General features: G+C 71.9%; 18 protein-coding genes. 8 read left to right on the top strand and 10 right to left on the bottom strand.

The window, feature by feature from the left end:
• Nucleotides 1–19: 19 nt before the first annotated feature.
• Nucleotides 20–1,015, bottom strand: coding sequence for an aldo/keto reductase (locus tag OG194_RS33695; protein WP_327404533.1), 996 nt, complete (start codon nucleotides 1,013–1,015; stop codon nucleotides 20–22).
• 103 nt (nucleotides 1,016–1,118) lie between these two features.
• Complete coding sequence (locus tag OG194_RS33690; protein WP_327404532.1) at nucleotides 1,119–1,445, bottom strand: nuclear transport factor 2 family protein; 327 nt, start codon at nucleotides 1,443–1,445, stop codon at nucleotides 1,119–1,121.
• Nucleotides 1,446–1,567: 122 nt separating this feature from the next.
• On the opposite strand from OG194_RS33690, the gene OG194_RS33685 reads away from it, so the two are divergent.
• The 6 genes from OG194_RS33685 to OG194_RS33660 all read left to right on the top strand — a co-directional run bounded on the left by OG194_RS33685 (nucleotide 1,568) and on the right by OG194_RS33660 (nucleotide 6,574).
• Nucleotides 1,568–2,113 carry a DoxX family membrane protein gene (locus OG194_RS33685; RefSeq protein ID WP_327404531.1) on the top strand — a complete coding sequence of 182 codons (546 nt, stop codon included), beginning with the start codon at nucleotides 1,568–1,570 and terminating at the stop codon, nucleotides 2,111–2,113.
• Between the two features lie 59 nt (nucleotides 2,114–2,172).
• Nucleotides 2,173–2,565: a MazG-like family protein gene (locus OG194_RS33680; RefSeq protein ID WP_327404530.1), complete on the top strand. Its 393-nt coding sequence runs from the start codon at nucleotides 2,173–2,175 to the stop codon at nucleotides 2,563–2,565.
• Nucleotides 2,566–2,602: 37 nt separating this feature from the next.
• Nucleotides 2,603–4,030, top strand: a complete 1,428-nt coding sequence (locus OG194_RS33675; protein ID WP_442811669.1) for a hypothetical protein — start codon at nucleotides 2,603–2,605, stop codon at nucleotides 4,028–4,030.
• Nucleotides 4,031–4,323: 293 nt separating this feature from the next.
• On the top strand, nucleotides 4,324–5,229 hold the full coding sequence (locus tag OG194_RS33670) for an NAD(P)-dependent oxidoreductase (RefSeq protein WP_327404529.1): 906 nt from the start codon (nucleotides 4,324–4,326) through the stop codon (nucleotides 5,227–5,229).
• A gap of 52 nt (nucleotides 5,230–5,281) precedes the next feature.
• Nucleotides 5,282–5,773, top strand: coding sequence for a hypothetical protein (locus OG194_RS33665; protein ID WP_327404528.1), 492 nt, complete (start codon nucleotides 5,282–5,284; stop codon nucleotides 5,771–5,773).
• A gap of 141 nt (nucleotides 5,774–5,914) precedes the next feature.
• Nucleotides 5,915–6,574, top strand: coding sequence for a DUF4232 domain-containing protein (locus tag OG194_RS33660; protein WP_327404527.1), 660 nt, complete (start codon nucleotides 5,915–5,917; stop codon nucleotides 6,572–6,574).
• A gap of 24 nt (nucleotides 6,575–6,598) precedes the next feature.
• On the opposite strand, the gene OG194_RS33655 is transcribed toward OG194_RS33660, so the two are convergent.
• From OG194_RS33655 to OG194_RS33635, 5 genes are all read right to left on the bottom strand, one after another.
• Nucleotides 6,599–7,216, bottom strand: coding sequence for a GTP-binding protein (locus OG194_RS33655; RefSeq protein WP_327404526.1), 618 nt, complete (start codon nucleotides 7,214–7,216; stop codon nucleotides 6,599–6,601).
• Nucleotides 7,197–7,571: a DUF742 domain-containing protein gene (locus OG194_RS33650; RefSeq protein ID WP_318015985.1), complete on the bottom strand. Its 375-nt coding sequence runs from the start codon at nucleotides 7,569–7,571 to the stop codon at nucleotides 7,197–7,199. Before OG194_RS33650 ends, OG194_RS33655 begins: the two co-directional genes overlap by 20 nt.
• The gene (locus OG194_RS33645; protein ID WP_327404525.1) at nucleotides 7,568–8,005 is read right to left on the bottom strand and encodes a roadblock/LC7 domain-containing protein; all 438 of its coding nucleotides are present in this window, start codon (nucleotides 8,003–8,005) and stop codon (nucleotides 7,568–7,570) included. The genes OG194_RS33650 and OG194_RS33645 overlap by 4 nt, the downstream gene beginning before the upstream one ends.
• Nucleotides 8,002–11,106, bottom strand: a complete 3,105-nt coding sequence (locus OG194_RS33640; RefSeq protein WP_327404524.1) for a sensor histidine kinase — start codon at nucleotides 11,104–11,106, stop codon at nucleotides 8,002–8,004. The genes OG194_RS33645 and OG194_RS33640 overlap by 4 nt, the downstream gene beginning before the upstream one ends.
• Before the next feature lie 570 nt (nucleotides 11,107–11,676).
• On the bottom strand, nucleotides 11,677–13,449 hold the full coding sequence (locus OG194_RS33635) for a helix-turn-helix domain-containing protein (RefSeq protein WP_327404523.1): 1,773 nt from the start codon (nucleotides 13,447–13,449) through the stop codon (nucleotides 11,677–11,679).
• Between the two features lie 460 nt (nucleotides 13,450–13,909).
• Between OG194_RS33635 and OG194_RS33630 the strand changes: the two genes are divergently transcribed.
• Nucleotides 13,910–15,148: a hypothetical protein gene (locus OG194_RS33630; protein WP_327404522.1), complete on the top strand. Its 1,239-nt coding sequence runs from the start codon at nucleotides 13,910–13,912 to the stop codon at nucleotides 15,146–15,148.
• Between the two features lie 128 nt (nucleotides 15,149–15,276).
• Nucleotides 15,277–16,407: a PTS fructose transporter subunit IIC gene (locus tag OG194_RS33625; RefSeq protein WP_327404521.1), complete on the top strand. Its 1,131-nt coding sequence runs from the start codon at nucleotides 15,277–15,279 to the stop codon at nucleotides 16,405–16,407.
• A gap of 23 nt (nucleotides 16,408–16,430) precedes the next feature.
• Here the strand turns inward: OG194_RS33625 and OG194_RS33620 are convergent, their stop codons facing one another.
• From OG194_RS33620 to OG194_RS33610, 3 genes are all read right to left on the bottom strand, one after another.
• The gene (locus OG194_RS33620; RefSeq protein ID WP_327404520.1) at nucleotides 16,431–20,717 is read right to left on the bottom strand and encodes a WD40 repeat domain-containing protein; all 4,287 of its coding nucleotides are present in this window, start codon (nucleotides 20,715–20,717) and stop codon (nucleotides 16,431–16,433) included.
• Between the two features lie 202 nt (nucleotides 20,718–20,919).
• Nucleotides 20,920–21,378, bottom strand: a complete 459-nt coding sequence (locus tag OG194_RS33615) for a hypothetical protein (RefSeq protein WP_327404519.1) — start codon at nucleotides 21,376–21,378, stop codon at nucleotides 20,920–20,922.
• Between the two features lie 137 nt (nucleotides 21,379–21,515).
• Nucleotides 21,516–22,403 (bottom strand): hypothetical protein, encoded by an 888-nt coding sequence (locus OG194_RS33610; RefSeq protein WP_327404518.1) that lies wholly within the window; start codon nucleotides 22,401–22,403, stop codon nucleotides 21,516–21,518.
• Nucleotides 22,404–22,720 lie beyond the last annotated feature (317 nt).

Here is a 22,720-nt window from a genome sequence, read left to right as displayed (position 1 = left end):
CACGGTCCCGTCGGGCCGCTCACCTCCCGAGCACCCGGTCGACCTCCGCCAACTGCCCAGCAGTAAGCGGCCCCTTGGCGATCGCGCCCGCGTTCTGCTCGGCCTGGGTGACCGAGCGGAAGCCGGGGATCGGGACGGTGCGGGGGCTGCGGGCCCAGAGCCAGGCGAGGGCGCCCTGGGCCGGGGTGCGGCCGTCGGAGGTGAGGATCTCGCGGAGGGCTTCGACGCGGGTGACGTAGTTCTCGTCGGCGCCGTCCCCCTGCTTGAAGCCCTGCATCCAGGCCGGGGGCGTGTTGCGGATGTCCCCCGCCTCCAACGCCCGCCCCGACGCCTGCTTTCCGGTGAGCAGGCCCATCGCGAGGGGGCTGCGGTTGATGCTGGCCAGGCCCAACTCCTCGCACAGGGCGAACATTTCGGGCGCGTCCTGCAACACGTTCGCCGAGTGCTGTACGGCCGCGCAGTGCTCCCCCTCGGCGAACACGGCGGCACGGGCGGGGTCGTCGGTGCTCCAGGCGTAGGCGCGGATCAGCCCCTCGCGCACGAACTCCTCGCACTGGTCCCGGAGTTGGGCGGCGTGCTCCAAGTCCGCGTCGGACAGGTGCAGTTGGTACAGGTCGACGTGGTCGGTGCCGAGGCGCTCCAGGGATGCGGTGAGCGCGCGGCGGGCGTACTCCGGGGAGTCGTCGGAACCGGTGAGGGTGCGGGTCTCCTCGTCGAAGACGTTGCCCCACTTGGTGGCGAGGACCACGTCGTCCCGGCGCTTGCCCAGCGCGCGGCCGAGGACGCGTTCGCTGTGCCCCGCGCCGTAGGTGTCGGCGGTGTCGAAGAACGTGACGCCCAGATCGAGGGCGCGCCGGACCGCCCGTACGGACTCCTCGTCGTCGACCTTGCCCCAGCCGAGCGGCTGCCCGCTCACGTCCTGCCACTCCCCGCCGATCGCCCAGCAGCCGAAGCCGAGAGCGCTCACGTCGATACCGCTGCGGCCGAGGGTCCTGATGTTCGACTTCGTCTCCATGCCTGCGGACACTAGGAGTTGGAGCACACTCCAAGGCAAGGGCTTTTCGGCTTTCCACGGCGGCTTTCTGCGGCAGGCCTTCTACGGGGGCTTTCTACGGCGGTCAGGCCTGGCCCGTCTCGAAGCGGGCGATCCTGCCGTCCTCGCCGACCGTGAAACTCCACCGGGTGCGCATCTCGCCCCACGCGTCGTTGGAGTAGCGGGCGACGAGGGCGCGCCCGCCGTCGGACTCGCGGTCGACCTCCATGTGGCCGTGCGAGGAGAAGATCTCCCGGTCGATCCACTCGGCGAGATCGCGGTCGGAACCGTCGTCCGCCATCGTCGCGCCCGGCGCGAGCAGCTCCAGGAAGGCGTCCCGGTCATGGGCGTTGACGGCGCTGACGAACGCCCGGACGGCCGGATCGCTGAGTTTGGCTGGCTGAATCGTCATGCCGGTCAGACTCACACCGTTCCCCGGGGGCCGCCACCCGAACGGCCGCGCGAACCCGCCCGCCCGACGCCCGGGGTGCGACGGTGGAGGGACCGTCCCCGTCGCCTGTTCAGGGAGTCACCGTGACCTGTTACGACCGACAAGATCTGGGCCTGCTGCTGCTCCGGCTGGGTACCGGCGGCGTGCTGGCCGCGCACGGCGCGCAGAAGCTGTTCGGCTGGTTCGGCGGGGGCGGGATCGAGGGCACCGGCGCGGCCATGGAGGCGATGGGGTACGCGCCGGGGAAGCAGAGTGCCGTGCTGGCGGGGCTCTCGGAGGCGGGCGGCGGCGCGCTGCTCGCGCTGGGTCTGGCGACCCCGGCCGCGGGCTCGGCGGCGGCCGGCGCGATGGCGGGAGCGGCCGCCGTGCACGCGCCCAACGGTTTCTTCGCGGCGGCCGGCGGCTACGAGTACGCGGCCTCCCTCGCCCTGACCGCGGCCGGCCTCGCGGTCACCGGCCCGGGCCGGCTCTCCCTGGACCACGCGCTCGGGCACGCGGTGAACCGGGGCTGGATGGTTCCGGCGGCGCTCGCGGTGACGGGGGCGGCGACGGCCGTGGTGGTGGGGCTGCGGAACAGGCGGGTGCGGGAGGCGGCGGAGTTCGGGCAGGAGACGTTGTTCGACGAGTAGGCGCGGGTACGAGCAGACACCGGTGAGGACGGGGGCGGCGGTGATGGCAGGCTGGGTTCATGAGTGAGCAGAACGACCGGTCCGCCGACCTCTGGGCCGGTATCGACGACTTGTGGACCTGGCTGGAGGCCGAACAGCCCCTCGACGGCCGTGAGGGCATGCTCCTGCGCATGCTGAAGCTGTCCGAGGAGGTCGGTGAGGTCGCCGAGGCGGTGATCGGGGCGACCGGGCAGAACCCGCGCAAGGGCGTCACCCACACCTGGGACGACGTGCAGGGCGAGTTGTGCGACGTCGTGATCACCGCGCTGGTGGCGTTGCGCACACTGACCCCCGACACGCAGGAGGTCTTCACCCGCCACCTGGCCCGCGTCATGGAACGCTCCCTCGGCCCGTCCGCAGTTGTTCACCCCCAGGACCTGCCCACACCCCGCGGAGTTGGTGAAGTCCGCTGAACCTTCTCGTCGACACCGAGCCGACGAAGGGGTCCCCGTGCAGGACTACGCAATCTCCAACGGAGTTTTCTCCAACGGAGTTTTCTCCAGCGGGCGCAGGACGGTCGCCGTGGCGGGCACCTGCCTCGCCCTCGCCGCCCTGAGCCTCGGCAACAGCCAGGCGCACGCGGCGAGTTACGGCACCCCGACCATCTCCCTCTCGGCCACGTACCTTTCGGGCGCGGTGGGCGCGGTCGGCGATCCGACGGTCCAGGTGACGGTCGCTCAGAGCGGCGCGGACGTCGGCGCGTTGACGGTCGCGGTCAACAAGAGCAGCAAGACGTCCGTGGCGCCGACGAGCGCGGTGACCGTGACGGGCACCGGCGCGACCCGCCAACTCGCCGTCGCGGCAGCCGCGCAGGGCTACACGGACCTGACGGTGAAGGTGACGGGCCTCGGCGGCAAAACAGCCACGAAGACCCTGCACTACGCGGCCTCCGCAGCCGTCCAACAGCCCGCCGACACCCGCTACTTCACCGGCTCCAGCGACGCCTCCGCCGCGGTCGACGTGGGCGGCGGCTATGTCGTCGTAGCGGACGACGAGTCCAACGTCCTTCGCCTGTACGACCGTTCGGCCTCCGGTGCGCCCGTGAAGACCTGGGACTTCAGCGACGACATCGACGTCTCCAAGGAGATCGACATCGAGGGCGCGGCCCGCGTCGGCGACACGATCTACTGGACCGGCTCGCTCGGCAACAACAAGGACGGCGAGTACAAGTCGGCCCGCAACACGGTCTTCACCACGAAGGTGACCGGCACGGGCGCCAACACGACGCTCTCCTACGGCAGTTCGTACGGCAAGCTGCGCGACGACCTGGTGGCGTGGGACAAGGCGAACGGCAACCGGTACGGCTTCGCGGCGGGTACCGCGGACGGTCAAGTACCCAAGGAGATCGACGGGTTCAACGTGGAGGGCCTGGAGTTCGCGCCGGGCTCCACGACCACGGCGTACCTCGGTTTCCGCGCGCCGCTCGCTCCGGCGGTGGAAGGCGGCAAGGCGCTGCTCGTGCCGGTCACCAACATCGACAAGGTGATCGCCAACGGCACCGCCGCGACCTTCGGTTCCCCGATCGAGCTGGACCTCGGCGGCCTCTCGGTACGCGACATCCGCAAGAACGCGGCGAACCAGTACCTGATCGTCGCCGGTTCCTGGGCCGCCGACGACAACTCCGACCCGTACGCCCTCTACTCCTGGACCGGCAACGCGTCCGACCGACCGGTCGAGCTGCGCGACCTGCCGACGACCGACCCCGGCGCCTGGGAGGCGGTCGTGGACGTCCCTGACCTGACGACCTCGGGCGCCCGCGCCCAACTGATCACCGACGACGGCGCGGCCGACCTGTACGGCGACGGCACCGAGGCGAAGGACCTCTCCCACGAGGAGTGGCAGAAGTCGCGCTCGACCTGGTTCACGGTCACGGGCTGACGGGTCCGCGATCACGGGCCGAGCGGCCTGCGGCCACGGACTGACGGACCCCCGTTCACCGGCTGACGGGCCTGCGGTCACGGGCCGACGGAAGGTGGTCCGGGCCGTCGGGTCGGCGGTCACGGGAGGGAACTGTCACGGGGGGGGTCACAGGGGGGCGGGCCCTCAGCCTCAGGCCCGACGGGTCCGCGATCACGGGTCGACGGACCGGCGCGCGCCCCGCCGGGAGGCCGGGCGCGTGCCGCCCTGGCACGCTGGTCCTCGACAACACCGTCGAGGACGAAAGCCGAGTCATGACCACCGAAAAGCTCACCGTAGGCGTCCTGGGCACCGGCATCATGGGCGCCGCGATGGCCCGTAACCTCGCCCGCGCCGGTCACACCGTGCACGCCTGGAACCGCACCCGCGCCAAGGCCGAACCCCTCTCCGCCGACGGCGCGCACGTCCGCGACACGGTGGCGGACGCCGTACGTGACGCGGACGTCATCCTCACGATGCTCTACGACGGCGACGCCGTCCTCGACGTGATGCGTGAGGCCGCGCCCGTGCTGCGTCCCGGCGCCGCGTGGATCCAGTCGACGACGTCGAGCCTCGAATCGGTGGGCGAACTGGCCGAGTTCGCGAACCGGCACGACCTCGTCTTCTACGACGCCCCCGTCCTCGGCACCCGCCAGCCCGCCGAGGCCGGTCAGCTGACGGTCCTGGCGGCGGGCCCGGAGAGCGGCCGTGCGACGGTCACCCCGGTCTTCGACGCGGTCGGTGCCCGCACGATGTGGGTCGGCGAGGAGGGCGCGGCGGCCACGGCGACCCGGCTGAAGCTGGTCGCCAACAGCTGGGTCCTGGCGGTGACGAACGCGGCGGGCGAGGCCCTGGCCCTGTCCAAGGCCCTGGACGTGAACCCCCAGAGCTTCCTCGACCTCATCGCCGGCGGCCCCCTCGACATGGGCTACCTGCACGCCAAGTCGGCCGCCATCCTCAACGACCAGCTGACCCCGGCGAGTTTCGCGGTCACCACGGCGGAGAAGGACGCCCGCCTGATCGTGCAGGCGGGCGCGGCGAACGGCGTACGGCTGGATGTGGCGGCCGCGGGAGCGGAGCGGTTCGCCCGGGCGGCGGCGCAGGGGCACGGGGACGAGGACATGGCGGCGGCCTATTTCGCCAGCTTCGAGGCGGACGCGGACGGGAAGTCGGCCGGCTGACATCCCAACGAACCGGTGGGGGGCGGGCGTTGGAGGCACCGGACATGGCACGATGGCCGCCGTGTCCGGTCAAGTCTGGGTGTCCCTCACTTCGTTCGGCGGCGTGGCGCTCGGCGGCGTGCTGTCCTTCCTCGTCCAGTTCACCACCCAGCGGTCGGCCGAGCGGGCCCAACAGCAGCGGCATCGAACGGAGTTGGCGGAGACCCGCCGCACGGAGCGGCTCGCGCTGCTGGAGCGGTTCGTCGAGGTCGCGGCGGAAGCAGAGCGCATGGCCTTCGGCCGGCCGGAGGAGTGGGACGACACGACCCCGTGGAAACTCACGACCCAGGACGTCATGAACCGGCTCTGGGTCGTGGAACGACTGATCCGCATCCAGTTCCCGCTCCCGGTGCACGACGCGGCCCGCCGGTACTTCCTCGACCTCAACCGCACCGTGTGGGACGGCCTGCCCGAGGGCGAGAGCGTGCGCGACTACCTGGAGGACAACCGGCTGGCGTTCCTCGACGCGGCCCGCGCGGTCATGGCGCGGGCCGACCCCTCCTGACCGTCCGTCCTGATCCGGCTCTGAACCCGTCACCGTACGGACACAGCGGACACACAGGAGAAACCGCGCGTACGGCCTGAACTGTCTCCCCCGGCGAAATACCGGCACGGCCGGTCGCACGAACGGAACTCGGGGGACGTCATGCAGAAGAGCAGCATCCGCAGGGCCACGATGGCGCTGGCCGCGCTGTCGGCGGCGATGGTGATGACGGCGTGCCAGCCGGGTGACGCGGAGAGCGGGTCCGCCGGGTCGCCGGACGCACCGACCACGACGGCCTCCTCCCCCGCCTCCCCCACCTCCTCCGGGGCCACTGGAACATCTGGATCCACGGGCTCGTCCGGGTCCACCGGAACCGCGGCGAAGCCCTGTGCGGCGACCGCCCTGAAGGCCACCGCCTACCAAGCCGCCAACCGCCCCGCCGGTACCGGAACCGGCGCCGCGATCGTCCAGTTCACCAACACCGGTGCCAAGGCCTGCGTCCTCCAGGGGCACCCCACCGTCGCCGGTGCCGCGAACGGTTCCCCGGAGCTCAACGTCCCGCTCCAGGTCACCCCCGTCGGCTCCGCCTCCCCCGTGAAGCTCGCCCCGGGCGCTCAGGCCTGGCTGAAGCTGACGTTCGTACAGGTGCAGGGCGAGGGGGACGGCTACTGCAAGTCCGGTTCGGCGCCCGTGGTCTACCCGACGATGGTGATCGGGCTGCCGGGTGCCGGGGCGCACCAAGTCGCCCTGGACGACGGGCAGTTCGCGGAGTGCGACGGCACGCTGACCGCGACGGCCGTATCGGCGACGAAGCCCTCCTGACCGTACGACGGACCGATCGGGCGGCTACACCGGCTGGCGGTCGCCCGACGCCTCCGCCGCCAGCCCCCGCATGACGTGTTCGAGGAGCGCGAGCAGCACCGACTTCACCGACTCCTTGTCGCGGGCGTCGCACAGGACGAGGGGGATGTCGGGGGCGAGGTCGAGGGCGGCGCGGATCTCCTCGGGATCCTCCTCGCAGACGCCGTTGAAGCAGTTGACGCCCACCGCGAAGGGGATGCCGCGGTGCTCGAAGAAGTCGACGGAGGGGAAGCAGTTCTCCAGACGCCGGGTGTCGGCGAGGACGACCGCGCCGAGCGCGCCGCGGGACAGGTCGTCCCACATGAACCAGAACCGGTCCTGCCCCGGCGCCCCGAAGAGGTAGACCACGAGGGCCGAACTGAGCGTGATCCGGCCGAAGTCCATGGCGACCGTCGTCGTGGTCTTCTGCTCCACCCCGGCGAGGTTGTCCACGCCGACGCTGGCCTCGGTGATGAGTTCCTCGGTGCGCAGGGGCGTGGTCTCGCTGATCGCGCCGACGAGCGTGGTCTTGCCGACTCCGAAGCCGCCCGCGACCAGGATCTTGGCGGTGGCGGCGTTGGGCGCGACGGTGGTGGCGCGGCGGTCAGATTCTGCGTATGCCATCGATCACTGCCTGGAGGAAACGGGCGTCGGGGGTACCGGCCGCGGCGGGCGGAGAGACGGAGACGAGTTCGTTGTCCAGGAGGTCATCGAGCAACACCCTTATGACCGCGACGGGTTGATCGAGCCGGGCGGCGACCTCCACCAGCGCGGTGGGCGTACGGCACAGGGCGAGCAGCCGGTTCTGTTCCGGCTGGAGGCGCTGGTCGCGGGTCGGCGGCCGGACGGTGCTGATCAGGGTGATCAGTTCGATACCGGAGTGGAAGGTCGGGGTGCGGCCGCCGGTGACCGTGTACGGGCGGACGAGCAGCGCGGGGTCTTCGTCCTCCCACGGGTCTTCCTCGGACCAATGTCTCATTCATGCTCACCCGCGAAGGGCGCGCCGCTGTACTCCGGGAACCGCGGGGGCGCGGTGAGGAACTGCCCCACCTGCCGTACGACCATGGTCATTTCGTAGCCGACGTTGCCGACGTCCACCTGCGAGGTGGCGAGCACGGCGAGGCGGGCGCCGCCGCCGGCGGTGGTGACGAAGAGGAAGAGGTCGTCCATCTCGATGACGGTCTGCTGCACGCGCCCGCCGCCGAAGTGCCGGCTGGTGCCCAGCGCGAGCGAGTGGACTCCCGAGGAAATCGCGGCGAGTTGCTCGGCGTCGTCCTGCGCGAGCCGTTCGGAGGAGCCGACGAGGAGCCCGTCCTCGGACAGGACGATGGCGTGCAGGGTCTCGGGGATCCGCTCGATCAGGTTGTCCAGCAGCCAGGCCAGTCCGCCGTGCGTGGTGTTGGGCGCAGTCATGGGGTGTTCCTTGTCGGACGGGGACGGGTGGGCAACTGACGCCGCTCGGGCGGGTCCGTGTTCCAGGTGGGCGCGGGAACTTCTTCTCTCGGCGACGCCTGCCGGGGTGCGTCCGCTCGCGGTGACTTCGGCCAGGGAGTGTCTCCGCGCAGCGACGAGGGCCAGGCGGGCGTGGGTACCTCCTCCTGCTCGCGGGCCCTGCGGGTCCCGTCCCGCAACGCGGCCAGCATCGACCGGGCCTGCTCGGGCCGCCGTTCGGCCTCCCGCCCGGCCCCGTGCTCGCCGTCCGCCTCGTCCGGCCGCCCCCGCAGCTGCGGCGCGAGATGCGCCTGCCGTACACGCCGGGGGAGCCGACTGGAACCGGGGCCGCCGGTGCGGGGCGTCGCCGGAGGGGAGGCGGCCGAGGGGGATTCGGACGTACCGGAGGTTCGGGCATGCGGGAAGGGCACGGTCCCGCGGGAACCGGTGGCGGATCCGGCCCCGCGGTTGCCTGCGAAGGGGCCCCCTGTACGCGGGTCGCCAGAGGAGCCAGCCGAACGGAAGTCCGCCGAGGACTCGGCCTGACGGGACTCCGAGAAAGGCTCGGCCGCACGAGAACCCGAGGCAGGATCAGCCGCCCGGAAGTCCGCGGACGGCCCGCCCTCGCGGAAGTCCGCCGCGGTCCCGGCCGCACGGAAGTCCGCCGCGGTCCCGCCCTCGCGGGAGTCCGGGAAGCGTGTCGTGTCGCCGGGGCCCGCCGAAGGTCCGGCCGCGCGCGGCGGCGCGGCGGCGGAGTCGGTTGCCGGCGGTGCCGCCGGGCCGGAAGCGGGCTGGGCGTGCGGGGCGGCGGGGCGGGTGCGGACACGCATCGGCATACCGCCGGTGGTCACCCTGCCCCGTCCCGGAGGGGCGACCGGCCCGGTGGTCGTCCCGGCCGCCGAGCCCATGCCCGAGCCGCTGTCCGACCGCGTCTCCGAGCGCTGCCCTGAACCCGTCGCCAGACCGGTCACCGAGCCCGTCCCCGAACCCGACCCAGTCACCAGTCCCGGCACTGAACCTGTCCCTGCCCCTGTCCCCGATCCGGCTCCCGTCTCTGTGATCGACCCCGTCGCCAACCCCGCGACCGAGGCCAGATGCCGCTCCGCCCGCGCGTCCAGCGTCGGCGGCACCGCGTCCGCCGCCGACTCCGTGAGGGCGTGCGGGAGGACGACGACGGCGAGCGAGCCGCCGTACGACGAGGCCTGAAGGCTTGCTGTGACGCCGTGGCGTTGGGCGAGGTGGCCGACGGTGAAGAGGCCGAGGCGGGGGTCCTCGCCGAGGGTGGTGAAGCTGAAGTCCTTGGGGTGGTGCAGGAGTTCGTTGGCCGCCGCGTACTCGTCCGCCGTCAGACCGAGTCCCCGGTCCTCGACCTCGACGGCGTAGCCCTGCGCCACCGGCAGTGCCCGTACCCGTACTTCGGTGTGCGGGGGCGAGAACGTCACGCCGTTCTCGATGAGTTCGGCCATGAGGTGGATCGTGTCGCCGACCGCGGGGCCCAACACCGCGATGGGCGGGAGGGGTTCGACGACGACCCGGGTGTACCCCTCGATCTCGGACACCGCGCTCCGCAGCAGTTCCGCGAGCGGTACCGCGTGCTTCCAGCGGCGCCGGGGGGACGCGCCGGACAGCACGGTCAGGCTCTCCGCGTTGCGCCGCATCCGGGTGGCGAGGTGGTCGACGCGGTAGAGATCGGAGAGGAGTTGAGGGTCCTGCTCCTTGCGCTCCATGGAGTCGATCACCGTGAGCTGCCGGTGCACGAGGAGTTGGATACGGCGCGACATGTTGTGGAACACGAGCCGCGCTCCCTCGCGCAGCGCGGCCTGCTCCAGCGCGACGCTCACGGCGGTGCGCTGGGCGCTGTTGAAGGCCTCCGCGACCTTGCCCAACTCGTCGGTGCCGTAGTCGAGTTCGGGCAGGTCGTCGAGTTCGGCGCGTTTGCCCTGGGTGCGCAGCCGGGTGATGAGTTCGGGCAGCTTCTCCTCGGCCAGTTCGAGTGTCGCCGCGCGCAGCCCGGACATCCGGCCGATGAGGGACCGGGTGATGCGCCAGGACAGCAGGCCCACGGCGAGGACGGCCACGAACGCGAGGGCGCTGCCGAGCAGCGCCTTGACGAGCACCTGGTGGGTCCGGTCCGCGGAGTCCTGGGTGACCTTGCCCAGGAACTGGCCCTCCACGGCCTGCACCGCGCCGGACACCCGCCCGGGGGCGGCGGCGCGGGCGGCCGGGACGGCGGGCACGGAGATCGTGCCGTCGTGCCCGGCGGAGGCCGCGGCGACGGTCTTCTCGAAGGCCGCCATGGCGGTCCAGTCCTGGCCGCCCATGGTCTTGCCCAGCTCGGCGCTCAGCTCCGCGGGCAGGTAGGGCTCGACCTCGTTGGACAGCACGGAGACCCGTACGGCCTGGGCGGCCGCCAGCGCCGACCGCTCCTGGACGCTCAACTTCCGTGACGCGGCGACCCCGTTGAGGATCGCCTCCTCCTGCGAGAGCGCCTCCGCCCCGCGCAGGAACGCCAGCGCGTGACCGGCGTCGGCTGCGGTGGCCGCGTCGCCGCTGTCGGTGCTGAGCATCCCGAAGAGGTTCAGCGCCGAGGACACGGCGTCGGAGTAGACGGTGTAGGCCTGCTGCCGGGTGGTCTTCCCGTCGTCGACGGCGGTCCGTTCGGTGGTGAGCCCGGTGAGCCGCTTCCGTACGGTGGCCAACTGGGCCTGGTACTCGGCCGATCCGGCCCCGGCGGAGGCGGCGTCCGCCGTGCGGAACCCGGCGAGTACGGCGTCCGTCCGGCGCCGCTGCGCCGTCAGGGCGGCGGGGCTGCCGTGCGAGGCCAACAGGCTGACCGTCAGCTGCCGTTCCTTCTGGAACTCTCCGACCGCGGGCTGTAGGGCGTAGGTGGTCTTCGCGGCCTGCCCGACGTCGTTGGAGTTGTTCCACTGGTCGAAGAGCGCGTACGAACCACTGACCCACAGCAGGACCATCGCCGTCGCCGGCACGACCGCGAGCGTGATGAGCGAGGCCCGGATACTGCGCCCCCGCCCGGCCTTCGCTCCCGTTTCCTCCGGCGCGGACGTACCCCGATGTCGGCTCACCTCGCCCACCGGCACCCGACGGCACGGCAGAGAAGAGGAGCTGCGGTGAAGAACTGCGACACCGGCTTTTTCCTTTCCGGGGTGGCGCGCGACGTATCGAGACGGGCCGGCAGACACGTCAACACGCCTGCACACACTGGGGAGTTGACGGCGCGGCACACCAGGAACGCCAAGGACACCCTGCGGATCTCACGACGGGCGCCCGAGCCCCCCGCACAGCTGGATAGGTATGAAACCGAGCCATCCCACCCGGGTCAAGGGACGCCACAAACCCGCCAGGCGGACAGGTTTGGGCCACTCAGGACACTACGCGCGTAGACAATCCGGGCCCCCTCTCCCCCAACCCCTCGGCCACAAAGACGTTTTGGCTGACTACCCAGGGTGAGGCGAAGGGGAGAGGGTGGTTCGAGGGGTGCCGGGGACAGGGCTTGAGTGGAGGGGCGGGAGGTCCGGAGCGGAGGCTGCTGTGACCTAGTTCACAGCATGAACACCGACCAAGCACACCAACTCCATCGGCCACGGGGGGCCGTTGGGCGAGTGCCGCGTACGGAACACCCGCGACTTCCCCGCTCACCCCCGCCCCGGCGCCCCCAACAACCCCTCGCACTGCGCCCTCAGCCACGTCATCCCGTACGTCTCCGCCCCCCGGGACGCCTCCCGCAGCAGCCGTACCGCGTTCGGCTCGCTTCCCGGGCCGCCCACACGGCGCACGGCGCGGGCCTGGGCCAGGCGGAGGCGGGCGAGTTCGGGCTGGGAGGAGCGGGCCGGGACGGCGGCCTGGCGGAAGTGTTCGAGGGCGGTCTCCGGTTCCCCCGCGGCGAGGGCGAGGACACCGCAGGCGCGGGCGGTCGGGCCGACGAGGACGCTGGGCCAGCCGCCCAGGGCGATCTGCTGGCCGTCGTGCGGGGCCAGGCCCGCGCGGAGCGTGGGCAGCACCGGCGCCAACTCGGCCTCGAATCCGCCCTCCAGGTCCAGCGCCGCGCAGACCTCCGCCAGCAGAACGAGCACGGGGACGGCCCAGCCCGACGGCGGGAAGCGGTCGACGTCGGCGACGCAGCCGAGGAACAGGTCCGCGCCCTCGGCATGCTGCCCGGTCTCGCACAGGGCGAGAGCCAGACCCGCCCGCCAGATCGGGAAGTAGGCGTGCCGCTCGACATCGCCGGCCAGGTCGGAGGTGAACAGTTCGGTCAGCCGGCCCTGCTGTCTCAGCAGCCAGTAGGCCTGGCCGAGGCGGGTCTGGGTGAGGTTGTCCGCGGGGACGGCGTAGTCGGCGCGGAGCAGTTCGATGAACTTCAGCGACTCCACGAAGATCCACTCGGCGGCGGCGTCGAACCGGCCGTGCCACAGGTCGAGCAGGGCGTCGAGGGTGTGCCGCTGCCACAGGGCGAGGGCGCTCTGGGTCTCGGCGGCGTGTTTGCGGTACTGGTTCGCGGTGGCGAGGGCGCTGAAGATCCTGCCGTTGCGGAGCTGGTCGATGGCGACGGCCATGAGGGCCTCACCGCGGAAGTACGTCGAGTCGTGCCGTGCCGCGGCCTCGCGCAGTTGCTCGGAGAGGGTCAGTGACTCGGGGGCCGGCATGAAGTCGTAGCGTGCCCAGCGGCACTCGGTGAGGACCTCGCAGCGCACCTCGTCGTCGCCGGCGTCGGGTAATCGGCGCAGGGTCTCCTCGGCGAGCCGCGCTCCTTCGGCGGGTCCCGCCAGTCCCGCCGCGGTGTCCTGGCTGACCGCCAGGGCCATCTTCTTCGCGAGATGCGCTTCGAGCCGTAGCCGTAGCCCCGCGGCCTCCGCGCTGCCGTCGCCGTCCAGTGCGACCAGGCAACCCCTCAGCGATTGCAGCAGTTCGCGGTCGACCTGTCCGGGATCGGACCAGCGGCGCGCCATCCTGATCACGGCCTCAGCCTGTGCGCGCGGGTCGCCCTCGGCGCTGCGGTAGGCGGCGGTGTAGAGCCGCTCAGCCTCCCGCATCCCGCCCGCGGTATGGCTGAGGTCACCGCGCCGCAGCAGCCGGCGGAACTCGGCGCGGTCCGGCCCACCGGCCGAACGCCCGTCCTTCTCCGGCGACTTGACCGTCCCGGACGCCTTCTCACCCGCCCCGCCCCGGACCGCCTTCGGTACGGCGTCGGAGCCGGGCAGCGGCGCCAGCCCGACCAGCGCGCCCTTCGCACCCAGCACCTCGTCGCACAGCTGGGCCAACTCCAGGGACGCCCTGCGGCGCCCGTTCTCCACGCGGCTCAGGAAGCTGCGGCTGCAGTACACCTTGCCGGCCAGCTCGCTCAGCGACATGCCTGCCTCGATGCGGCGCCTGCGTAACTCGGCGCCGAACCCGTCGTACTCGATGACCATCCCCCCAACAACACACCGCCCGAACGGTGTTGCCAAATACCCGCTGGCAACACCCGACCCCTCCGGACCGGCCCGATGACCGGGGAAGCTGTCTGTGCCGGAGCCTACGGGCACGGGGGCGCGTCCTATGGGGGAACGGGCGCACTGATCATGCCTTCGGACGAACCCGAGGCGCGTGCTGCGGTCGATATGCCGGAGGCATCCGACCGCAGCACATCCGGCGCCAATCCCCCCTGTGTTCCACGGGGGCGCCGAAGAGCCGAACGACGACGGGGGAATGGGGGGTCCACGGTCCGGGGCGCGTGGGGGCGCGCTCCGGACCCCGGATCCGGACGACCCCGATTGATTCATGTGGTGGCAGGGGCTACTGCAACAACCTTCCGACTGCCAACGTCGCTGGTCAGGGCCACTCCCTGAGCATCAGGGCCAGCCCCTGAGCGGCTTGAGCAGAAGGAAGAGAATGAACTCAGCAAGGAATGCGCAGCGCCTCGTACTGGCGCTCATCGGAACGGTCGCCGCCGTCACGGCGCCGCTTTCGGTGTCCACTCCCGCGTGGGCGGCCACCACGACCTCCACGACGACCACCGTGTCGGCACAGCCCACGCAGGGTCAGTGGAAGCAGCTCGACAGGATCGCCGCCGCGCACTCCGCGCTCGGCGTCGCGGACTCCGGCTCGGTGCTGCGGCTGGCCGCCGGCACCTCGGCCGTGCAGCGGGCGAAGGTCGCGGCGCAGCTCCCGGCCGGCGCGAAGACCGTCGTACGGACCAGCCGGTTCAGCCAGAGCAAACTGAGCCGGATCCAGAAGACGGTCACGGCGCGCGACTGGAACAGCGACGCGGACAAGTACGGCGTGGCCACCTCGTACGACCCCGCCACCGACAAGGTCGTCGTCTACACCAACGCCCCGACGTCCGTCACGAAGTCGCTGAGCACGACGTACCCGGGCGCCCTCGACGTCGAGCAGTCGCGTCTGGAGGCGCAGAACACCCGGTTCGGTGACGCCCAGCCGTTCTGGGGCGGGGTCGCGCTGGTCGCCAGTGAGAACAGCAACGCCTACAAGTGCACGGCCGGTTTCACGGTCAAGGAGCGGGCCACCGGCAACCTGTACATGACGACCGCGGGCCACTGCTATACGAACCTGACGCACGTCTACAACCGTCGTACGGACGACAGCAGCGGCAACTGGGTCGGGCAGATCAACCGCCGCAACCAGAACATCGACACCGAGATGATCTACGCCAGTTCGTCGGTGTCCTACGGCACCGACATCTGGACCGGCGGCTCGGCGGCCAGTGGAACCCACTCCTTCGTCCACGGAACGGAGGCGGCGGCTCTCGGCGACAAGGTGTGTGTGAGCGGCTCCGTGTCGTTCAACCACTGCGGTCACCCGATCTCCAACACCGCCTTCAGCATCTGCTACACGGGCGGCGTGAACTGCATCAAGAACGGCCAGGGCTTCCTCTACGACCGGGGCGGGTCCTACCCGAGCTACGACAACGGGCAGATCACGCAGGGCGGTGACTCCGGTGCGCCGATCTACACCGAGGACTACACCTCGTCGGCCGCCTGGATCGTCGGCTCGCACTCCGGCATCGTCTACCAGGGCGAGGACGCCTGCGGCTGCTCGAAGCCGCACATGGTCGGCGTGAAGATAGGCGCCATCGTCAGCAACATGGGCGTGGACGTCGTCACCAGGTGACCGCCCACCGTCCCCACCCGGTCGCCTGACCCCGGTCCGGCGCACACCCCCGGAGTGCTGAGGTGCCGGCCGCCCATGCGGGCGGCCGGCACCCGTCTCCAACTCCCCCACCACGCCCTGGAGTTGCCATGCCCCACACCACCGACACCGACACCGGCCTCGGTCGCCGACTGACCGCCAACGTCCCGCACTTCGGCCCCTACGTCGCGATCGCAGCGGCGCTGAACATCCTCGCCCTCGTCCTCGGCGGCACGGGCATCACCGACACCGCCGACCAGATCCTCGGCACCGGCGACTGGACCCAACTCCACACCTGGGCAGCCCTGTTGCTGAAGATCGGCATCAGCGGGCTGGGTTTCCTGCCCGTGGGCGTCGCCGCGTACGTCGCCCACTGCATCGCGGGCCGACCGGCACTGGTCCCCGGCCTCCTCGGCGGCATGGCCGCGATGGGCATGGAGGGCGGCCTCCTCGTCGGCCTGTCCGCGGGCCTGATCGCGGGCGCGACCACCCTGGCCCTGCAACGCGTCCCGGTCCCCGCCAAGACCCCACCCACCCTGCTCCCCCTCCTGGCCTCCCTGATCACCTCGTCCACCGTCTTCGTACTCGCGGACGTACTCCTGAACTCCCTGACGACCTGGCTGCACGACAAGATGGCCTACCTGGAGTTCCACGACACCGCGCTGCTGGGCGTGTTCCTCGGCCTGATGGTCTGCTCCGACCTCGGCGGCATGATCAGCAAGACCGCCGTCGCCTTCGGCACGGTCGGCGTGAGCGGCTACGACACCTCGAAGCTCAGCCCGATCGACATGACCATCATGGCCGCGGTGGTCGCCGCAGGCATGGTCCCGCCGCTCGCCCTGACCCTCGCCACCCTGGTCCGCCGCACCCTCTTCACCGACGCCGAACGCGCCTACGGCAAGGCCTCCTGGCTCTTCGGCGCGACCTTCGTCCCCGAGGGCGCGATCCCCTTCGCCCTGGCCGACCCCCTACGGGTGATCCCGGCGAGCATGGCGGGCGGAGCGGTCAGCGGCGCCCTGGTCATGACCCTGAACCCCACGATCTCCGTCCCCTACGGCGGTGTCCTCGCGGTCGGCGACATGGGCAAGCCGCTGCTCTTCGCCGTCGCCGTGGCGGCCGGTGTCCTCGTCACGGCCGGGGTCACGGTCGCCCTGAAATCCCTGCGCCGCCCGGCCCCGGCGACCACGCGTGCCACCCCCGCCCGCGTCCGCACCGGCCGGAAGACATCGGCGGCGGTCTGAACCGTCGTACGGCATCCGGCACTTCACCCGCCGCACACCGTCCGATACGGCACGTCCGGCAGGTACGTGTGCCACCGGGTCCTCGTCAACTCGGCGTCGCCGGTGCGGGCGCAGATCAGCGGGACCGCGCGGGCCGGGTCGACGACGTAGCGCTGGAGGGGGACGTGGAGGCCGGACGCGTACAGGGTGGTGCTGTCGGCGCTGAAGGCAAGGGAGTCGACGGGGTCGCCCGGGGTAGGCAACGGATCGCCGAGGGGTTGCCCGGTGGCGATGTCCCAGAGCTGGAGGGTGCCGGTGTCGCCGCCGACGGCGAGGGTACGGCCGTCCGGGCTGAGCGCGAGGGCGCTGACCGACTCCGGGTGCTCACCTAGGGGCGCGGGGAACACGTTGCGGAGCACCCCGGTCCGGTGCCGGCCGGTCCCGTCCCACAGCGTGACCCGGCCGCTGTCGTCACCGACCACCAGCCGGGAACCGTCCGGCGCGAAGGCGAGGGCGCCGATCTCACCGCCCTGGGCGAGATCGGACGCGTCTGCCGTGCCGGATCCCGAGGGCAGATGGACGGTACGGTCGTCGCCGACGAGGAGCCGCCCGTCGGGCCGTACGGCCAGATGTTGGCCCGGCGTCGCGAACGACCCCGTCCGCCGCCGACGCCCGATGTCCCACGTCTCCACCCTCAGTTCGCCGAGGACGGGGGCGCGAACGGCGTACAGGGTGCGGGAGTTGGGGCCGAGGGCCAGGTTGACCACGGCGTCCGGGGACGACGGTGCGGCCAGGTCGAGAGTGGTTCGTGCCCGCCTCCGGGCCAGGTCCCACACCATGACGGGCTGGGTGGTGGTGTCGCGGCCGGGGGCGGAGACGCCGTAGGCGAGGGTGTGGCCGTCCGGGCCGAACGCCAGGAGCGGCAAGGTGCCGGACGGGTCGACCGGTTCGGCGGGGTCGGCGGAGACGGGTGCGGGTGGGGCGGGGAGTGTGCGGGTGACCCGGCCGGTGGCGGTGTCGCGGAGCTGGACGCGGTAGGCGGCGCCGGTGCGTCGGGCGGTGGCGAGGGTACGGCCGTCCGGGCTGAGCAGGACCTCGTCCTCGGGGTGGTCGGTCCAGGCCTGTGTGACGGCCGTGGCGATGTCGAGGGTGTGCACGGTGCCGGCTTCGAGGTAGCGGATGCGGGGGTGGGCGGGGTCCCAGGCGAGGCCGCCGGGGGCGGGGACCTGGTTGTCGAGGGCGTAGCGGAAGACCGGTGCGCCGGTGTCGGACAGCCGCCAGACCTTGATCTCGCCGTTGTCGACGGTGGCCAGGAAGGCGCCGTCCGCGCTGAAGGCGGCGGAGTCGATGTCCGGGGCGGCGAATTCGGCGACCTGGAGTCCCGTCTCCACATCCCAGACATGGACCCCGTCGGCGGTGACGACAGCGAACCGGCCGCCACCGCCGAACGCCACCAGGGAACTGTCACCGTCGTGGCAGAGCGCACCGGCCTTCTCCCAGGCGCCGGTGAGCATGCGATGGCGGGCGAGGTCCCAGACCTGCGGGGCGCGCCCGGTGGGACAGACGGCGACCAGCCGCCCGTCCGAACTCGTCGTGAGATCAGCCGAGTTGGGTGCCCGGACAGCAAGGAGCACCCGTCCGTCCGCGACAGACCGCAGCCGCACCTGGTCGTCGCCCGTGTAGCTCTCCAGATAACCGCGACCATCCGCCGCGAGGTCCACGGCGCCGACCGTCGCCCCGGACGTGCGACCGACCCACCGCCCACCAACCGTGTCCCACAACCTGATTCCGTTCGGGGCGCTCTCCGCGTAGACCGCGAGGAACCGTCCGTCCGGCGAGGCGGAGGAGACCCGCCCGGCGGGCAACCGGCCCGAGGCGATACGGCGTCGGGTGGCCACGTTCCAGGTGCGCCAGGTGCGGCCGTCCACGCTGAGGAGAGTGCGCCCGGAGTCGACGAGGAAACGGGCGGGGTCCCCGGTGCCGGGGTCGGGATCGGTGAAGCTGTCCGTCTCCGGCTGGGCGAGGGCGCCGAGCAACGCCCGCCGCGTCTCGGGCAGTTGGGCGGTGCGCCAGGCGGCGAGGCCGAGAAGCTGTGCGGTACGCGGGTCGGTCGTACGCAGGGAATCGGCGACCTCGGCGACCCGGCGAGCCGTGTCGTCCGTGCTCTTGCGCCGACTGTCACGGTGCTGCTCCCAGGCGACCACACCGGCGACGAGCGCGACGACGAGAACCGCGGAGAGCATCGACACCAGGGCCCGGCCCCGCCGCACGGCTCTGGCACCGGCCCGGCGTTCGGCGTCCCGCGCCTCGAACGCGGCGACCAGGAAGGCCCGTTCGGGCGTGGTCAGCGCGGGATCGTCGACGTACGCAGGGAACATGTCCTCGGCCCGGCGCAGACTGGCCCCCCGGTACAACGCACCAGGATCCCGACCATGCTCCACCCAAACCCGAGCAGCCTCGGCCAACCGCCGCTGCTCCCGTATCCGCTCCCGCCCCTCCTCGACCCACCCCCGCAGCCTGGGCCAACAGGTGATCAGCGCCTCATGGGCAAGATGAACCCCGCCCTCGTCCCCGGTGAGCAGCCGGGCCCGGGTCAACACATCGAGGACCAACGGGACTGAGGGGTCGGGCCAGTTGGCGAGTTCGGAGCGGGTGAGTGGGCGTCGGGTGTCGGGGGTGGCTGGGGAGGGGTTCGTCGTCCAGCCGTCGGGTTCGATACGGCTCGGCGGGCGCCAGTTGTCGGCGGAGGCTGGAGAGGGTGCCACCCGGCCGTCGAGTTCGACACGAGCCGGCGAACGCCGGGGCCCTGGGGCACACGCCAACGGGTCCACCCCGTCGTCGAGTTCGGCACCGGCCGATGAATGCCCGGCATCCGGGACACCCTCCGATGGCCCCACCCAACCATCGGCTACGGCACGGGTCGGCGAGCGCCGGGTGTCGGGAGCGGCTGGAGAGGGGGCCGTCCGGCCGTCGACTCCGGCACGGGTCGGCGAGCGCCAGGTGTCGGCGGAGACTGGAGAGGGTGCCGCCCGGCCGTCGACTCCGGCACGGCCCGGCGAGCGCTCTGGACCGGAAGTACACGCCAACGAGGCCATCCCGCCGCCGAGTTCAGCCTCGGCCGATGAACGCCCGGCATCCGGGGCACCCGCCGACGCCCCCACCCGGTCATCGACGTCGGCACGGTCCAGCAGCCGCCGGACATCGGAAGTGCCCTGCCCCGGCTCGACCATCCGCAGCAACAGCTGCCGGGCGGCGCGCGCCTCGGTCTCGGAGAGGTGGCCGTACGCCTCCTCCGCGGTCGCCGCGATCGCCCCGCGTACCCCGCCCGCCGCCTCGTACGCGGCGAGGCTCAGCATCCGGCTGCGGCGGCGGCGCCACGTCTCCAGCAAGGCGTGCGACAGCATCGGGAGGCCGCCGGGTTCGCCCAGGACGTCCTCGACGATCCGGGCGGTCAGCTCCCGTTCCACGATGAGGCCGGTGGCCTGGGCGGGCTTGACTACGACATCCCGCAGCTCCTCCGCGCTCATCGGTCCGACCAGCATCCCGGCGCCGCACAACGCCCTTGCCAGTTCGCGGTGTTCGGCGCAGCGCGGGTAGAAGTCGGCGCGTACGGCGACGAGTACCCTCAGCCGGCTGTCCGGTTCGCGGGCGGTGAGCAGCAGGTCGATGAAACGGGTCCGTTCCGCCGTGTCACGGCAGAGAGTGAAGACCTCCTCGAACTGGTCCACGACCACATAGCTGTCCGGGTCGCCCTCGGCCGGAGTGAGCAGGTGTCCGTACGTCTCGGCGGGGCGGGGTCCCGGCGTGAGCACCCGTAGCGCCGCCGGACGTCCTCGGCTCGCGATCTCCTGCTGGAGCCTGGGGATCAGTCCGGCCCGCAGCAACGACGACTTGCCGCTCCCGGACGCCCCGAACATCACCGCGAACCGATGCGCGCACACCAGCTCGCCGAGTTCGTCGATCAGCCGGTCCCGGCCGAAGAACAGGTCCCGGTCCCCCGGCTCGAACCGCGCGAGGCCCCGGTACGGCGGTACCTCGTCCGCAGCGTCGTCCCGTGGCACGCGGGCGAACTCCGCCTCGGCATCCTTCCAGCGCGACTCCCACTCCGCCGGGTCGCCGCCGCAGGCCCGCACATACCCCTGGAGCGCGGCGAGGGAGGGCAGCCGTTCCCCACCCGCCGCCCGTGACAACGTTGCCGCCGTGCATCCCGCCGCACCGGCCATGCTCCGGTACGACGGACCGCCGGCCGCCCTCCGCAGCTCCCGCAACTCGTACGCGAGCCGCTGCACCGGCCCCGCGTCCGGGTCCACCGGTATCTCAGGGCGCCCCACATGCCCACCCACTTCCACACAAGCTCCGCACAGCGGATGAAAGCCACGATCAACGGCGATCAACTTATGTTCTGGACCGATCGGACGTCACGCGGTTGCCCGGGATGTGGGCGTGATGACGATCACTTGGCGGGGAGGCACACATGCGCGGGCTCGCCCCGGTACGCCTGCGCAGGCGTACCGGGGCGAGCCCGTCAGGTCCTCAGCCCTGGCTGCAGTAGTCCACCCAGCGGTGCGACGAGATGTTGTTGTTGACGCTCTTGCCGAACTGCGACAGGCCCGCGCCGTAGGTGAAGGTGTAGTTGCCGGTCGTGGTGTCGGGCCAGCTGTCGCCCTGGCTGATGCAGGCGTGCGCGCCGCCGGCGTTGGGGGCGGTGTACAGGTCCACGGCGTCCAGGCCGCCCGCGTAGCCGTTGTTCCAGATGTCGGAGGTCAGGTTGCGGCAGCTGCCCCAGTTGTCGGAGTTGCCGGACCACTTGCACTCGCGGCCGCCGCCGTAGGGCTGGGTGTAGACGTGGAGGTAGCCGTCCCCGGAGGCGAGCCGCGCGGTCGCGGTCGACTGGGCACCCGCGTCCAGCGCGCTGGCGCTGGAGACCGGGGAGAAGAGCGCGGCGACGGCGGCGGCCGAGGCCGCGACGGTGAGAAGACGCTTGACGGACATGGTTTCCCTCGTTTCGTGGTGATGCGAGTGGGGTGATAGGCCCACGGTGGGGTGACAGGTCCACGTGGGGTGATGCGCCCACGGCTCGACGGCCGTGGTGGTCTGTGTGGGGTGAAAGGAGCGGGTGCGGGCCGGGTTCAGGCGCCGTGCGCGACGATCTCGCGGGCCCGGGGCAGCGCCTCGCGCTTGAGGCGCGCCAGATCGGCCGTCTCCCGGGGGTGGCTCCGCCGGAGCCGGTCCCGGTATTCGGAGTCCAGGGACTCGGCCACGGACGACAGGCCGCTGGAGACGGCACAGGCCGCCTCGGCCGAGGCCAGCCGTACCTCCTTGTCGTGCGGCCACGGGGTCCCCGGCAGGGTGGCCGCGGCCCGGGCCCGGGCGGGGTCCGCGTAGGTGTAGGTCCGCTCGCGCATGCAGCGCGCCCAGGTTCTGACGGCCGCCTTGTAGCGCTTGTCGTCCGTCACGAGGCCGACGCGCATGCCGGCCAGGCTGTCGGTGACCCGGGTGGCCCGGAACCAGGCCTGGAGATCGCCGTAGAGCTGCCGTTGGGCGGTGGCCTGGCAGCCCTGGTCGCTGTGGGTGACCCGTATGCCGTTCGGGAGGCGGGCCGAAAGTCCTTGTGGGCGGGCCCCGTTGAGGTCGCTCACCAGGACGGCCCTGGTGTCGGCCGGTACGGAGTGGAAGTACCGCTGGTTGGGGTCGCTGCGGACCTCGGCCTCCCGCTGCCGGCGCAGATCGGTGCCGTAGCCGTGGGTCCTGGCCCATGCCGGGTCGTCCACGACGTAGGGGAACCGGACCGAGACGTCGTCACCGCCGGGCGGCTCGACCCAGTACTCGTGTCCCTCCTTCTCCATGCACTTCTTGATGAGGAGCTGCTCCGCGAGCCGTAGCGTCTCCGCCGTGCTGCCCGCGGCCCGGGGCGTGCTGCTCCCGGCCGCCCCGGGGGTGGTCGTGGTGCCCGCGCATCCGGTGGCCGTCGTCGCCAGCAGACCGGCGGTCAGCAGGGCCAAGGTCCAGCGGTGCATGGGGCGGCTCCCGGGGCTCGGGTCGAACGGGCGTGTTGCTTTCGAGCCGTTGACGCCCCAGGGGCACCGTCCGTATGCCCCTGGATCACAGGGTTTTTTTCTTTCTCCGGCGCTCATACGACGGCGGCGCGCGAACCGTCCTCCCTGCACGCGACAGGCCTCACCGACCGTCGATAACCAGCCAACCGGCAGGAGGAGGAAGGAACACCGCCCCTCTGACAGAGGCGCGCACTACAGACATCACCTGCCCTGACCTCGCAGGTGAGGGCCACCGGTCCGCCGAATCGATCGAATCCGGTCACGGCGGTCCGGCCTTC

This window comes from Streptomyces sp. NBC_01288, from assembly GCF_035982055.1.
Lineage (GTDB): Bacteria > Actinomycetota > Actinomycetes > Streptomycetales > Streptomycetaceae > Streptomyces.
The sequence above is the reverse complement of the archived record's forward strand: the minus strand, read 5'-3'. Positions and strand labels throughout refer to the sequence as shown.